This is a genomic window from Pseudomonas sp. LBUM1648 (assembly GCF_059716145.1).
Genome location: NZ_CP166808.1, coordinates 2,138,048 through 2,154,826 on the forward strand (window position 1 = coordinate 2,138,048; position 16,779 = coordinate 2,154,826).

General features: G+C 62.8%; 2 protein-coding genes (1 of these 2 running past the window's edge). Both read left to right on the forward strand.

The window, feature by feature from the left end:
• Nucleotides 1-12,321 carry a non-ribosomal peptide synthetase gene (locus ACA043_RS09860; protein WP_497659081.1) on the forward strand — a complete coding sequence of 4,107 codons (12,321 nt, stop codon included), beginning with the start codon at nt 1-3 and terminating at the stop codon, nt 12,319-12,321.
• Nucleotides 12,321-16,779, forward strand: partial view of a non-ribosomal peptide synthase/polyketide synthase gene (locus tag ACA043_RS09865; protein WP_497659082.1) — the 5' end (the start) only. The gene runs 10,532 nt beyond the window's last position; 4,459 of the gene's 14,991 nt are visible here — the first part of the coding sequence; its start codon is at nt 12,321-12,323; its stop codon lies off the right edge, out of view. The genes ACA043_RS09860 and ACA043_RS09865 overlap by 1 nt, the downstream gene beginning before the upstream one ends.

The window sequence follows — 16,779 nt, forward strand, 5'->3', positions numbered from 1 at the left end:
ATGAATGCAGAAGACTCCTTGAAACTCGCTCGCCGGTTTATCGGGTTGCCCCTGGAAAAGCGCCAGATGTTCCTTGCGGCCCTGCACAAGGAGGGCGTTGATTTCGCCCGGTTTCCGATTCCCGCCGGCATTGAGGCCGAGGATCGTCAGGCGCTGTCCTACGCGCAACGACGTATGTGGTTTCTCTGGCAACTCGATCCGCACAGCGGTGCCTACAACCTGCCGGGCGCGGTGCGTCTGAGCGGGCAGTTGAACCGTCGCGCACTGGAGCAAGCTTTTGCCAGCCTGGTCGAGCGCCATGAAACCCTGCGCACGGTGTTCGAGCGTCAGGCCGATGACAGCCTGCTGCAGGTGCCGGCGGCGGCACCGCTGGTCATCAACGTTGAGGATTTCACGGGTCTGCCGGCCGGCGAGCGTGAGCAGACGGTCGTCCGCGCAGCGGAACAACAATCGGTGTTGCCGTTTGATCTGGCGGTTGGGCCGCTGTTGCGGGTGACGCTGCTCAAACTGGCCGAACAGGAACATGTGCTGCTGCTGACCTTGCACCACATCGTTTCCGATGGCTGGTCGATGAACGTGCTGATCGATGAATTCATCCGTTGCTACGACGCGTTCGATGGCGGCCAGCAGCCGCAACTGGCGCCGCTGCCGATTCAGTACAGCGACTATGCCTTGTGGCAGCGCCGCTGGCTGGAGGCCGGCGAGCAGGCGCGCCAGCTCGATTACTGGCAGGCACAATTGGGCGACGAACATCCGGTACTGGAATTGCCGCTGGATCACTCACGTCCAGCGATGCCGAGCTATCGCGGCACCCGCTACGAATTTGCCGTCGACGCGCAGTTGGCCGAGCAACTGCGCAACACTGCGCAGCAGCATCAAGTGACGTTGTTCATGCTCTTGCTCGGCGCGTTCAATGCGCTGCTGTATCGCTACACCGGCCAGACCGACATCCGCGTCGGCGTGCCGATTGCCAACCGCAACCGTGGAGAAATCGAAGGCCTGATCGGTTTCTTCGTCAACACCCAGGTGCTGCGCACGCAACTGGACGGCCAGACCCGTGTCGATGATCTGTTGCGCGCCATCAAGGAAACCGCCCTCGGTGCCCAGGCCCATCAGGATCTGCCGTTCGAGCAACTGGTCGAAGCGCTGAAACTGGAACGCAGCCTCAGCCACACGCCGCTGTTTCAGGTGATGTACAACCACCAGCCGCACGTCGCCGATGTCGCCACGCTGAGCACCGCGTCGGGTCTGGCGCTGAACAGTCTCGACTGGCAGAGCCGCACCACCCAGTTCGACCTGACCCTGGACACCTACGAGAAGGGCGGCAAGCTGCACGCCGCGCTGACCTACGCCAGCGACCTGTTCGACGCCGCGACCATCGAGCGTACGGCTCGCCACTGGCTGCGTTTGCTGGCGGCGATGGTCGCCGATCAGTCGCAGCGCGTCGGTGAGTTGCCGCTGCTGGAGGCGGATGAACAGCACACGCTGGTACACCTCTGGAACGACACTTCGACGGCTTATCCAATCGAGCAGCCCATTCATCAATTGATCGAAGCACAGGTTGCGCGCACGCCCGACGCGCCAGCGCTGGTGTTCGGTGAGCAGACCTTGAGCTACGCCGAACTGGATGCCCGGGCCAATCAACTGGCGCATCTGCTGCGTGAGCAAGGTGTGCGGGCGGACAGCCTGGTCGGCATCTGCGCCCAGCGCTCGCTGGAAATGGTCGTCGGCCTGCTGGCCATCCTCAAGGCTGGTGGCGCCTATGTGCCGCTGGACCCGGAGTACCCGCAGGAACGTCTGGCCTACATGATCGAGGACAGCGGCATCACCTTGTTGCTGACGCAAGCGGCGCTGCTGACGTCGTTGCCGACGGACGGCGTGCAGGTGATTACGCTGGATCAGTCGGACCTGCTCGACGGCTACAGTGAAAGCCGTCCCGAAGTCAGCGTCGACCCGTTGAATCTTGCGTATGTGATTTACACCTCCGGCTCCACCGGAAAGCCCAAAGGTGCGGGCAACAGCCACGCGGCGCTGGTCAACCGCTTGTGCTGGATGCAGCAAGCCTATGGATTGAACGCCGGTGATTCGGTGTTGCAGAAAACCCCGTTCAGTTTCGACGTATCGGTCTGGGAGTTCTTCTGGCCGCTGCTGACCGGCGCGCGGCTGGTCGTGGCCGCCCCGGGTGCGCACCGCGATCCGCTGCAACTGATCGACACCATCAACCGCTATGGCATCAGCACGCTGCACTTTGTGCCGTCGATGTTGCAGGCGTTCATTCACGAACCGGGCGTCGAGACGTGCACGGGGCTCAAGCGCGTCGTGTGCAGCGGTGAAGCGCTGCCGCTGGATGCGCAACTGCAAGTCTTCGCCAAACTGCCGAACGCCGGCCTCTACAACCTGTACGGCCCGACCGAAGCGGCGATCGACGTCACTCACTGGACCTGCATCGACGAAGGCGCCGACAGCGTGCCGATCGGTCGACCGATCGCCAACCTGCGCACCCACGTGCTCGACGCCGAGCTGCTGCCGGTACCCAGTGGCGTGGCCGGCGAACTGTACCTGGGCGGGGCAGGGCTGGCGCGCAGTTATCACCAGCGCGCGGCACTGACCGCCGAACGTTTTGTGCCGTGCCCGTTCCATGACGGCGCGCGCCTGTACCGCACCGGTGACCGTGTGCGTCAGCGCGCCGACGGCGTGATCGAGTACCTGGGCCGTCTCGACCATCAGGTGAAGTTACGCGGCTTGCGCATCGAACTCGGTGAAATCGAAACCCGCCTGATGCAGCACCCGCTGGTGCGCGAAGCGGTGGTGCTGGTGCAGGGCGGCAAGCATCTGGTGGCTTATCTGGTGCTGGAAACCGCCCAGCCGGACGAGCAATGGCAGCAGGACGTCAAAGCCTGGCTGCTCGGCAGTCTGCCGGAATTCATGGTGCCGACTTACCTGCTGAACCTGGACAAACTGCCGGTCACCGCCAACGGCAAACTGGATCGCAAAGCCCTGCCGCAACCGGACGCCGCACCGCAACAAGCCTTCGTTGCGCCGCAGGATGCGCTGCAGAAAGCCCTCGCGGCGATCTGGGAAGACGTGCTCGGTCTGGAGCGTGTCGGCCTCGAAGATAACTTCTTCGAACTGGGCGGCGACTCGATCATCTCCATCCAAGTGGTCAGCCGGGCGCGGCAGGCCGGGATCCGCGTCAGCCCGCGTGATCTGTTCCAATACCAGACCGTGCGCAGCCTCGCGTTGGTCGCGACGCTGGACAACCAGACCTCGGTGGATCAAGGGCCGGTAATCGGCGGCGCCGTACTCGGGCCGATCCAGCAACACTTTTTCAGCCGTGCGATGCCGGTGCGTGAGCACTGGAACCAGTCGCTGCTGCTGACCCCGCGTGAAACATTGAATGCGCAGTGGCTCGATGCAGCGCTGGCGCATGTCATCAACCATCACGACGCCTTGCGCCTGCGTTTTGTCGAAAACGCCGAAGGCTGGCAGCAAAGTCACGACACGCGGGTTGAAAGCGCTGACCTGTGGCGGCGCGACGCCGAGTCTGTCGAGCAGTTGAATGCCTTGTGCAATGAAGCCCAACGCAGTCTTGATCTGCAAAATGGCCCGTTGCTGCGCGCGTTGCTGGTGAACATGGCGGATGGCAGTCAGCGTCTGGCGCTGATCATTCATCACCTGGTGGTGGACGGGGTTTCCTGGCGCGTGCTGCTGGAAGATGTGCAGCAGGCTTATGAACAACTGGCGGCGGGGGGCGGCATTCAGTTGCCGGCAAAAACCACGTCCTTCCAGAGCTGGACGGCGCGCCTCGAAAGCCAAGCATCACGCTTCGACGAACAACTGAATTATTGGAAAACCCAGCATCAGGGTGCCCAGGATCTGCCCTGCGAGCGCCCGGATGGCAGCTTGCAGAATCTGCATGGTGAGAAAATCGAATGGCGCCTCGACGCCGAGCGCACCCGGCAACTGTTGCAACAGGCGCCGGCAGCGTATCGCACGCAGGTCAACGATCTGCTGCTCACCGCACTGGCGCGCACCATCAGCCGCTGGAGCCAGCAACCGGGCACGCTGATCGAACTCGAAGGTCATGGCCGCGAAGACCTGTTCGATGACATCGACCTGAGTCGCACCTTAGGCTGGTTCACCAGCCTGTTCGCGGTCAACCTGAGCGCCGCCGACGATCTCGACGGCTCGATCAAGTCGATCAAGGAGCAACTGCGCGCGGTGCCGGACAAAGGTCTGGGCTACGGCGTGCTGCGTTATCTCGCGGCGCCGTCGGTACGCGCCGAACTTGAGTCGCTGCCGCCGCCGCGCATTACCTTCAACTATCTCGGCCAGTTCGACCGCCAGTTCGACGACGCGGCGCTGTTCTTGCCGTCCGCTGAAACCAGCGGTGTCGCGCAGGACCCGGCAGCGCCGTTGGCCAACTGGCTGACCGTTGAAAGCCAAGTGTATGGCGGCGAACTGTCGATGAGCTGGGGCTTCAGCCGCGAGATGTTCGACGGCGCGACCGTGCAGAAACTGGTGGACCAATACGCCAGCGAGTTGCACGCACTGATCGAACATTGCTGCACGCTGCAAGCCGCGCAAGCGACGCCGTCGGACTTCCCGCTGGCGCAGGTCACTCAGGCGCAACTCGATGCGTTGCCGGTGCCGGCCGGGCAACTCGATGACCTTTATCCACTGTCGCCGATGCAGCAGGGTTTGCTGTTCCACACCCTCTACGAGCAGGCGGCGGGCGAGTACATCAACCAGTTGCGCGTCGATGTGCAAGGCGTTGATCCCGAGCGCTTCCGCGCGGCGTGGCAGGCCACCGTCGACGCGCAGGACATTCTGCGCAGCGGTTTCGTCTGGCAGGGCGAACTGACACAGCCGCTGCAGATCGTACACAAGCAGGTGCGGTTGCCGTTTACCACGCTGGACTGGCGCAACCGCGACGACCAGCCAGCGGCCCTCGCAGCGCTGGCCGACGCCGAGCGTCAGCAAGGTTTTGACCTGTCCCATGCACCGTTGCTACGGCTGGTGCTGGTGCAGACCGGCGCCGAGCAGTGGCACCTGATTTACACTCATCACCACATCCTGATGGACGGCTGGAGCAACTCGCAGTTGCTCGGCGAAGTCTTGCAGCGTTACAGCGGCCGCACGCCGGTAACTGGCGGCGGACGCTATCGCGATTACATCGCCTGGCTGCAACGTCAGGACGGTCAACTCAGTCAGGACTTCTGGAGCGAGCAACTCGCTGCGCTGCAAGAGCCGACCCGACTGGCCCGCGCCGCTACCGGCGGGGAAAACCTCAGCGGTCACGGCGACCATTACCTGACGCTGGACGTGTCTCGCACACAAGCGCTGGAAGCGTTCGCACGGCAACAGAAAGTCACCGTCAACACCTTGGTGCAAGCCGCATGGCTGCTGTTGCTGCAACGCTACACCGGTCACGAAGCCGTAGCGTTCGGTGCCACCGTGGCCGGGCGCCCGGCAGATCTGCCGGGTATCGAGCAACAGGTCGGTCTGTTCATCAATACCTTGCCGGTGATCGGTGCGCCGCGTCCGGATCAAACCGTCGGCCAATGGCTGCAAGCGGTGCAGGCACAGAACCTCAGCCTGCGCGACTTCGAACACACGCCGCTGGCGGACATTCAGCGCTGGGCCGGGCAGGGTGGCGAGGCGTTGTTCGACAACATTCTGGTGTTTGAAAACTACCCGATTGCCCAGGCGCTGAGTCAGGCCGGGCAGGGGCTGGTGTTCGGTGACGTAGGTAACCTGGAGCAGACGCACTATGCGCTCAGCGTTGCCGTGACCTTGGGGCAGCAACTGGCGTTGCATTACAGCTTTGACCGTGGCCAGTTCGCCAGTGATGTGATCGAGGGCATCAGTGCGCATCTGCTGCAACTGCTTGAGCAATTTGCCGTGTCGGCTGAGCGCAACCTCGGTGAAATCGCCCTGGCCAGCGCTGACGAGCAGGCGCGCCAGCAAGCCGAAAACCACCCGCAGCCTTACCCGGTGGACATCGGCGTGCATCAGCGTATTGCCGCGCTGGCCGCTGAAAACCCGCAACGCACGGCGGTGATCTTCAACGGTCAGCGCTTCAGCTATGGCGAAATCGATCAGCGTGCCAACCAATTGGCCCACGCGCTGATCGCCCGTGGCGTCGGCGCGGAAACCCGCGTCGGGGTGGCCCTGCCGCGCAGTGAGGCGGTGATCGTTGCGCTGCTGGCGGTGCTTAAGGCGGGCGGCGCCTACGTGCCGCTGGACACCAGTTATCCGCGTGAACGTCTGGCCTACCTGATCGAAGATTCGGGACTGGCGCTGCTGATCAGCGACTCGTCGGTGTCGGCGCAATTGCCCGTGGCCGAATCGGTGCCGTTGCTGGAGATTGATCGCCTCGACCTGCGCGATTGGCCGATCATCGCGCCGCCCGTGCAACTCGATCCGCACAACCTCGCGTATGTGATTTACACCTCCGGTTCCACCGGCAATCCGAAAGGCGTCAGCGTCGCCCACGGCCCGTTGGCGATGCACTGCCAGGCCATCGGCCAGCGCTATGAAATGCGCGACAGCGACTGCGAATTCCACTTCATGTCGTTCGCCTTCGACGGCGCCCATGAGCGCTGGCTGACCAGCCTGACTCACGGCGCGTCGTTGCTGATCCGCGACGACACACTGTGGACACCGGAGCAGACCTACAACGCCATGATTGAACACGGCGTGACGGTGGTCGCGTTCCCGCCGGTGTACCTGCAACAACTGGCTGAACACGCCGAGCGCGTCGGCAATCCGCCGAAAGTGCGTATTTACTGCTTCGGCGGTGACGCGGTGCCGAACGCCAGTTTCGAGCGGGTCAAACGTGCGCTCGATCCGGACTACATCATCAACGGTTACGGCCCGACCGAAACCGTGGTCACGCCGCTGATCTGGAAGGCCGGTCGCGAGGTGCCGTGCGGTGCCGCTTACGCGCCAATCGGCAGCCGCATCGGTGATCGCAGCGCCTACGTGCTCGACGCCGATCTGAACCTGCTGCCGCAGGGCATGGCCGGTGAGCTGTATCTGGGTGGCACGGGCCTGGCCCGTGGTTATCTGAACCGTCCGGGGCTGACTGCCGAGCGTTTTGTCGCTGATCCGTTCAGCAGTGCTGGCGGCTTGCTCTATCGCACCGGTGACCTCGTTCGTCAGCGCGCCGATGGCACGTTCGACTATCTGGATCGCATCGACAATCAGGTGAAGATCCGTGGTTTCCGCATTGAACTCGGTGAAGTCGAAGCCGCCCTGCAAGCACTCGACGGCGTGCGTGAAGCGGTGGTTGTGGCCCAGGAAGGCAGCGCCGGTAGCGGCAAGCGTCTGGTGGCATATGTGGTCGGCGATTCGACCCGTGCGGACTTTACCGAAGACCTGCGTGCGCAGCTCAAGGCCACTTTGCCAGGCCATATGGTGCCCGCGTACGTGCTACGTCTGGAGCGCATGCCGCTGACGCCGAACGGCAAGCTCGATCGCAAGAACCTGCCGAAACCGGATGTCAGCCAACTGCAGCAAACCTATGTCGCTCCGCAGAACGCGCTGGAGCAACAACTGGCGGCGATCTGGCAAGACGTGCTCAAGCTTGAGCAGGTCGGCATCAGCGACAACTTCTTTGAGCTGGGCGGCGATTCGATCATTTCGATTCAAGTGGTCAGCCGCGCGCGGCAGGCCGGGATTCGCTTCACCCCCAAAGACCTGTTCCAGCACCAGACCATTCAGGCGCTGGCCGTTGTCGCGCAGACGGGCGAAGCGCAGCAAGTGATCGATCAGCAGCCGGTGACCGGCAGCACGGCGCTGTTGCCGATTCATCAGGAGTTCTTCGCTCAGGCGATTCCCGACCGTCATCACTGGAACCAGTCGGTGATGCTCAAGCCAACTCAAACCCTTGATGCCCAAGTGCTTGAGCAAGCGCTGGATGCGTTGGTGCTGCATCACGACAGCCTGCGTCTGGACTTTGTCGAGCAGGCTGACGGCTGGACAGCGAACTACCGCGACATCGCCATGCAAGCAGGTGAAACGATCCTCTGGCAAGTCGAGGTCGCTGACCTCGCAGCCCTTGAGACACTGGGTGAAAAGGCCCAACGCAGCTTGCAATTGAGCGGTGGCTCGCTGATTCGCGCGGTGCTGGCGAACCTTGCCGATGGCAGTCAACGCCTGCTGCTGATCGTCCATCACCTGGTGGTCGATGGCGTGTCCTGGCGGATTCTGTTTGAAGATCTGCAAAACGCTTATCGGCAGATTGCTACGGGCAATGCCGTGCAATTGCCGGCCAAGACCAGTGCGGTCAAAGCCTGGGCGGCTGCATTGCAGGACTACGCCGCGACGCCTGCGTTGCAGACTGAACTGGGCTTCTGGCAGCAACAATTGCAAGGCGCTTCGGCGGCATTGCCTTTCGACCGTCCGAACGGCGGTCAGCAACACGATCAGGCGCAGACCCTTCGCAGCAAACTGGATCAGACCCTGACCCGTCAGCTGTTGCAGGATGCTCCGGCGGCTTATCGCACCCAGGTCAACGATCTGCTGCTGACCGCGCTGGCGCGGGTGATGGTGCGCTGGACCGGTGCCGACCACGCGCTGGTATTGCTCGAAGGCCACGGTCGCGAAGACCTGTTCGACAGCGTTGACCTGACGCGCACCGTCGGCTGGTTCACCAGTGTGTTCCCGGCGCGCCTGTCGCCGGTCGCGGAACCTGGCGCATCGCTCAAGCAGGTCAAAGAACAACTGCGGGCGATTCCGCACAAAGGCATCGGCTTCGGCGCGCTGGCGCACCTGGGCGATGAGCCTGCTCGCCAGACCCTGCAAGCCCTGCCGGCACCGCGCCTGACCTTCAACTATCTGGGTCAGTTCGACGGCAGCTTCGATGCCGCCGACCAGGCTTTGTTTGCACCGACCAGCGAATCCGGCGGCGCCGAAGTCAACCTGGAAGGCCCGCTGGGCAACCCGCTGGCGCTGAACGGCAAAGTCTTTGGCGGCGAACTGGACCTGAGCTGGACCTACAGCAGCGCGATGTTCGACGCCGCGACCATTCAGCGTCTGGCCGATGATTACGTGCAGGAACTGACGGCGCTGATCGGCCATTGCTGCGACAGCGTCAACCGTGGCGTGACGCCCTCGGACTTCCCGCTGGCGCAACTGTCGCAGACGCAACTCGATGCGCTGGTGCTCGAACCGCAAAGCATCGATGACATCTACCCGTTGTCGCCGATGCAGCAGGGCATGCTGTTCCATACCTTGCTCGAACACGGCAACGGCGACTACATCAACCAGATGCGCCTGGACGTCGACGGCGTCGATCCACAACGTTTCCGCGCGGCGTGGCAAGCGGTGGTGGATGCCCATGACATTCTGCGCACCGGGTTCTTCTGGCAGGGCGACTTGCCGCAACCGGTGCAAGTGGTGCAGCGTCAGGTTGAAGTGCCGTTCAGCGTGCTCGACTGGCACGGCAAAACCGGGCTGGACGCAGCGTTGCAAACCCTCGCCGATGAGGAGCGCGCTCTGGGTCTGGACCTGACCTGCGCGCCGCTGCTGCGTTTGGTGCTGGTGCGCACTGCGACGGATCGTCATCACCTGATCTACACCAACCATCACATCCTGATGGACGGCTGGAGCAGCGCGCAGTTGCTCGGCGAAGTGTTGCAGCATTATCGCGGCGAAGCGGTGGCGCGTCCGGCGGGCCGCTATCGCGATTACATCGGCTGGCTGCAGCGTCAGGACAATGCGGCGGCCGAAGCCTACTGGCTGGCGACGCTCAACAATCTGCAAGAACCAACGCGTCTGGCCACTGCCATCGCGCGGCCGCATGACGGCTTGCCGAGCGTCGGTTATGGCGATCATTACCAAGTGCTGGACGCGGATCTGACTCAGCGTCTGGGTGAATTTGCCCGGGCCGCGAAAGTCACGGTCAACACCGTGGTGCAAGCCGCATGGTTGTTGCTGTTGCAGCGTTATACCGGCAAAGACTGTGTGGCGTTCGGCGCCACCGTTGCCGGGCGTCCGGCGGATCTTCCGGGTGCTGAAGCGCAGATCGGTCTGTTCATCAACACCTTGCCGGTGGTTGCCGCGCCGCAAGCACAGCAGAGTCTGGCCAGTTGGCTGCAAGGGGTGCAGGCGCAGAATCTGGAATCGCGCGAGTTCGAACACACGCCACTGGCGGATATTCAGCGCTGGGCCGGGCAGGGCGGTGATGCGCTGTTCGACAGTTTGATGGTGTTCGAGAACTACCCGATTGCCGACGCACTGGAACGGGGCGCACCGCAAGGCTTGCGTTTCGGCGCGGTGGCCAATCAGGAGCAGACCAACTATCCGCTGACCCTGCTGGTGAACATGGGCGCGCAACTGACGGTGCATTTCAGCTATCAGCGCGACAGCTTTGCCGACGCCAGCGTGGCGCAGTTGGGCGCGCATTTGCAGGGGCTGCTCAACCAGATGTCCGAGGCCGGCGAACGCGTGCTCGGCGAGTTGAACCTGATCGAAAGCGCCCCGAACGTTGACAGCGATTTCGTCACCGACCTGTGCATTCATCACGGCATTGCTCGTCAGGTGGCGGCGACCCCGGATGCGCTGGCGGTGACTTTCGGCAGCACGCAACTGACTTACGCTGAACTCGACGCGCAAGCCAATCGTCTGGCGCACAAATTGATTGAACTGGGTGTCGGCCCGGAAGTGCGGGTAGGCGTGGCAATGCCGCGTTCCGAGCAGTTGCTTATCGCCTTGCTGGCGGTGCTGAAGGCCGGTGGCGCCTACGTGCCGCTGGACCCGGATTACCCGGCGGATCGCGTTGCTTACATGTTGGAAGACAGCCGTGCGCGGGTGTTGCTAACTGAGCAAGCCGTCGCCGCGACCCTGAGCGTGCCTGTTGATACCCAAACGTTGCTGCTGGATCAGGTGTCGTTGAGTGGTTATTCCACTGACGCGCCGTTCACTAAGGTGCAACCAGACAACCTCGCCTACGTGATCTACACCTCCGGCTCCACCGGCAAGCCAAAAGGCGTGGCGATTGCCCATCGCAACGTCATGGCGCTGATCGACTGGTCGGCCAAGGTTTACAGCCGCGACGACATTCAAGGTGTGTTGGCTTCGACGTCGGTGTGCTTCGATCTGTCGGTGTGGGAGCTGTTTGTCACGTTGGCCAACGGCGGCTCGCTGATCATTGCCCGTAATGCCTTGGAACTGCTGCAATTGCAGGCTCGTGACAGCGTGCGCCTGATCAACACTGTGCCGTCAGCCATTGCTGCATTGCAGCGTGCCGGGCAGATTCCGTCGAGCGTACGGATCATCAATCTGGCGGGTGAACCGCTCAAGCAAGGGCTGGTCGACGCGCTGTATCAACAGTCGACGGTCGAGCATGTCTACGACCTGTACGGCCCGTCGGAAGACACCACCTATTCGACCTGGACTCGCCGCAGTGCCGGTGGTCAGCCGCGCATTGGTCGAGCCCTCGACCACAGCGCCAGTCACTTGCTCGACGCCGATTTGCACGTTGTCCCGCAAGGGGTTTCGGCTGAGCTGTACCTGTCTGGTGCCGGCATCACTCGCGGCTATCTGGGCCGTGCGGCGATGACCGCCGAGCGGTTTGTGCCCAACCCGCTCGCCAACAACGGTGAGCGCATGTACCGCACCGGCGACCTGAACCGCGAGCGCGAAGGCGGCGAACTGGAGTACATGGGCCGGATCGACCATCAAGTGAAAATTCGTGGATTCCGCATCGAACTGGGCGAGATCGAGGCGCGATTGCTCGCTCAACCGGCAGTCACCGAAGCGGCGGTACTGGCCGTCGAAGGCGAGGCTGGCGCGCAACTGGTGGCCTATGTGGTCGCCCCGCCACTGGATCTGTATGACGGCGAAGCGCAGCGGCTCCTGCGCGACGGACTAAAGACTGGCCTCAAGTCTTCGTTACCTGACTACATGATTCCCGCGCACCTGCTGTTCCTTGAGCAGTTGCCACTGACCCCCAACGGCAAACTCGACCGCAAGGCCTTGCCAGCGGTCGATGCCAGCCAGATGCAGGCAGCGTATGTCGCGCCGCACAGTGAGCTTGAGCAGCAGGTCGCGGCGATCTGGCAGCAAGTGCTCGAAGTGCAACGCATCGGCCTGAACGATCACTTCTTCGAACTGGGCGGGCACTCGCTGCTGGCGGTCAACGTGGTGTCGCGCATCGCCCTCGAACTGGGCCTGACGCTGACCCCGCAACTGTTATTCCAGCACCCCGTCCTGAGCGACTTTGTCGCTCACCTCGATACAGGAGGCGGGGCAATCAACGAACAGAAACTGAGCAAGCTGGAAGCCCTGCTTGACGATATGGAGGAAGTCTGATGGACAAGAGTGTTGCTTTGAGGGTAGCCAAGCGCTTTATCACTCTGCCGCTGGACAAACGTAAGCTGTACCTGGAAAAGATGCTCGAAGAGGGCGTCTCTCCGGCCAACCTGCCGATCCCGGAAACGCGTTCCGGGTTTACGGCGATTCCTCTGTCGTACGCCCAGGAACGGCAATTGTTCCTGTGGCAAATGGACCCGCACAGCACCGCGTACCACATCCCCAGCGCCCTGCGCCTCAAGGGGCGGTTGGATGTGGCGGCGCTGGAACGCAGCTTCAATGCCGTGGCGGCGCGTCACGAAAGTCTGCGCACCACTTTCTCCGAGCAGGGCGAAACCTTCTGTCAGGTGATCCATCCGCAACTGCCGCTGAGCATTACGTTGGCGCCGCTGCCGGAGGGCCTCGACGCCGCTGGCACGGACGCTGCGATCAAGGCCTTTGTCGAAAGCGAAACCGCGCGCCCGTTCAACCTGCAACAGGGCCCGCTCCTGCGTGTAGCGCTGCTGAAGGTGGCGCAAGACGATCACGTGCTGGTGCTGATCCAGCACCACATCATCTCCGATGGCTGGTCGATCAAAGTGCTGGTCAACGAACTGATCCAGCATTACGCCGCCGACACCAGCGGGCAGTCGCTGACGTTGCCGGCGCTGGAAGTGCAATACGCCGACTACGCGATCTGGCAGCGTCACTGGCTGGAAGCGGGCGAGCGCGAGCGGCAACTGGCTTATTGGGTCAAGACTCTGGGCGGCGAGCAGCCGGTGCTGGAGTTGCCGATCGATTTTCCCCGTCCGGCGGTGCAGAGCCTGCGCGGTGCGCGGCTCGAACTGGACTTGCCGGCGGATCTCGGTGATGCCCTCAAACAACTGGCCCAGCGCGAAGGCGCGAGCCTGTTCATGGTGTTGCTGGCATCGTTCCAGGCGTTGTTGCATCGCTACAGCGGCCAGGCGCAAATTCGCGTGGGTGTGCCGACGGCCAACCGTAACCGCGTCGAGACGGAGGGCCTGATCGGCTTCTTCGTCAACACCCAAGTCCTGAGTGCCGAGGTGAACGGACAACTGCCGTTCAACCGATTGCTGGCGCAGGTCAAGCAAGCGGCGATGGACGCCCAGGCGCATCAGGATCTGCCGTTCGAGCAATTGATCGAAGCGCTGCAACCGGAACGCAGCCTTAGCCACAGCCCGGTGTTCCAGATGATGTTCAACCACCAGACCCTCCGTGATCAGGGGCGTGGCGCGGTGCAACTGCCGCAGTTGAGTGTCGAGGATGTGCAGTGGGAAGGGCGCACTGCGCAGTTCGACCTGACCCTCAACACCTATGAGTCCAACGACGGCTTCGCCGCTGAACTGACCTACGCCACTGACTTGTTCAAGCCTGAGACCATCGAGCGCATTGGCCGTCACTGGCAGCACCTGTTGCAAGGCATCGTGGCCGCACCGACCCAACGAGTCGGCGAATTGCCGTTGCTGGAACGTGCCGAACACGGCGTGCTGTTGCAGGACTGGTTCCGCGTTGCCGATCACTCCGCGCAAGCCGAGTGCGTGCAGCAGGCTTTCGCTTTGCAGGCGCAGCAAACGCCGCACGCCATCGCGCTGATCATCGGCGAAGACGTGCTGACCTATGGCGAACTGGATGCCCGGGCCAATCAACTGGCGCACAAACTGATCGAGGCCGGTGTTGGCGCGGATCAACTGGTCGGCATCGCCGTCGAGCGCAGCGTCGAAATGATCGTCGGCCTGCTGGCGATCCTCAAGGCGGGCGGGGCATATGTGCCGCTGGACCCAGCGTATCCCGAAGATCGTCTGGCCTACATGATTGAGGACAGCGGCCTGCAATTGCTGCTGGCCCAAACCCATTTGCAGGCGCAGCTGCCGATTCCGGCGGGCGTGCAGACGCTGTTGCTCGATCAGCCACACGGCTGGCTGGCGGCTTATCCACAGACCGCGCCGGACGTTGCGGTCAACGGCGAACATCTGGCCTATACGATCTACACCTCCGGTTCCACCGGTAAACCGAAAGGCGTGATGGTGCGCCATGCGGCGCTGAGCAACTTTGTCGCGAGCATGATCAAGCAACCGGGGATCGCGGCCACTGATCGCATGCTGTCGCTGACCACGTTCTCGTTCGATATTTTCGGCCTGGAAATCTACGGCCCGTTGCTGGCCGGTGCCAGTGTGGTGCTGACCGGCAAGGACGTGCATCAAGACCCGCAAGCGGTGCTCGAACTGGTCGAACGCCACGCCGTCAGTGTGCTGCAAGCCACACCTTCAACCTGGCGCATGCTGCTGGATAATGAACACGCTGCGATTCTCAACAGCCGCACGTTCCTCTGTGGCGGTGAAGCATTGTCGCAGGAACTGGCGCAACGCATGCTGGCGCTGACGCCGAGCGTGTGGAACCTCTATGGCCCGACCGAGACCACCATCTGGTCGGCGCAACACGCCCTGAGCGCGGACAACAGCCGACCGTTCCTCGGCACGCCGATCGATAACACCGCGCTGTACATCCTCGGCAGCGACCTTGAGCTCAATCCGCTCGGCGCACCGGGTGAACTGCTGATCGGTGGCGATGGCCTGGCCCGTGGTTACTTCCAGCGCCCGAGCCTGACCGCTGAACGTTTTGTGCCGGACCCATTCGCGAAGAACGGCGCGCGTCTGTACCGCACTGGCGACCTGACCCGCTACCGCGCCGAGGGCGTGATCGAATACATCGGGCGGATCGACCATCAGGTGAAAATCCGTGGTTTCCGTATCGAACTGGGCGAAATCGAAGCGCGTTTACTCGCGCTCGACAGCGTGCGCGAAACCGTCGTGGTCGCGCAGGATGGCCCGACCGGCCCGCAACTGGTGGGCTACGTGGTGCCATCGGCGAGCAATGTTTCAGAGGTCGATCTACGCGCCGCGCTCAAGGCCAGCCTGAAGGCTGAACTGCCGGAATACATGGTGCCGGCGCACCTGCTGTTCCTCGCGCAACTGCCGCTGACCCCCAATGGCAAAGTCGACCGCAAGGCCCTGCCGGCGCCCGATGCCAGCCAATTGCAATCGACCTACAGCGCGCCGCAGACCGCCACCCAGCACACCGTCGCCGAGATCTGGCAAGCGGTGCTGAAACTCGATCGCGTGGGCCTCGGCGATAACTTCTTCGAACTGGGCGGCCACTCGTTGTTGGTCACGCAAGTGGTCTCACGGGTGCGTCAGGCGCTGAACGTTCAGGTGCCGCTGCGTACGCTGTTTGAACACAGCACGCTGGAAGATTTCGTCGCCGCGCTCGGTGTTGATCAGGCGCATCAGGAGCCGCCGATTGTCGCGTTGCCGCGCCTGCAACCGCTGGCGCTTTCGTATGCTCAGGAACGTCAATGGTTCCTCTGGCAACTGGAACCGACCAGCACCGCCTATCACGTACCGGCGGCGTTGCGTTTGCGTGGTGAGCTGGATCTGCCGGCGTTGCAGCGCAGCTTCGATACCCTGATCGAGCGCCACGAATCCCTGCGCACCTGCTTCGTCGAAGAGCAGGGCCAGACCCTGCAAGTGATTCAGGCCCATGGAACGCTGGATCTGCACGTGCAGGACGTTGCCGCCGATCTGGACGAGGCCGCGCTGCAAGCGCTGGTCGCCGAAGAAACCCTGCACCTGTTCAATCTTCAAAAAGGCCCGCTGCTGCGGGTCAAATTGTTGCGTCTGGCCGCTGACGACCACGCACTGGTTATCACCTTGCACCACATCGTCTCCGATGGCTGGTCGATGACCGTCATGGTTGATGAGCTGGTGGCGTTGTACGCCGCTTACAGCCAGGGTAAGACCGTGCAACTGCCAGCGCTGCCGGTGCAATACGCGGACTACGCCGTGTGGCAAAAGCAGTGGATGGACGCCGGTGAACGCGAGCGTCAGTTGAGCTATTGGACTGCGCAGCTGGGTGACGGTGATCAGCCATTGCTGGAGCTGCCGACCGACCGTCCGCGTCCGTCTGAGCAAAGCTATCGCGGTGCCCGTCGCGACATCCCGCTGAGTCTGGAGCTGGCGACTGCGCTCAAGCAGGTTGCCCAGCGTGAAAACGTCACGCTGTTCGCACTGTTGCTGGCGTCGTTCCAGACCTTGCTGCATCGCTACAGCGGTCAGGCCGACATCCGCGTCGGCGTGCCGGTGGCCAACCGCAACCGGGTCGAGACTGAAGGGCTGATCGGCTTCTTCGTCAACACGCAAGTGCTCAAGGCCGAGTTCGACAGCCAACAGACGTTCCGCAGCCTGCTACAGCAAGTGAAAAACACCGTGCTCGGCGCCCAGGCGCATCAGGATCTGCCGTTCGAGCAACTGGTCGACGCGCTGCAACCCGAGCGAAGCCTCAGTCACAGTCCGTTGTTCCAGGTGCTGCACAACCACCAGAGCCAGGCCCGTCAGGCGCAGGGCGCCACGCGTTTGCCGAACATCGAGATTAAAGGCCTGAGCTGGGCGTCGAACACCGCGC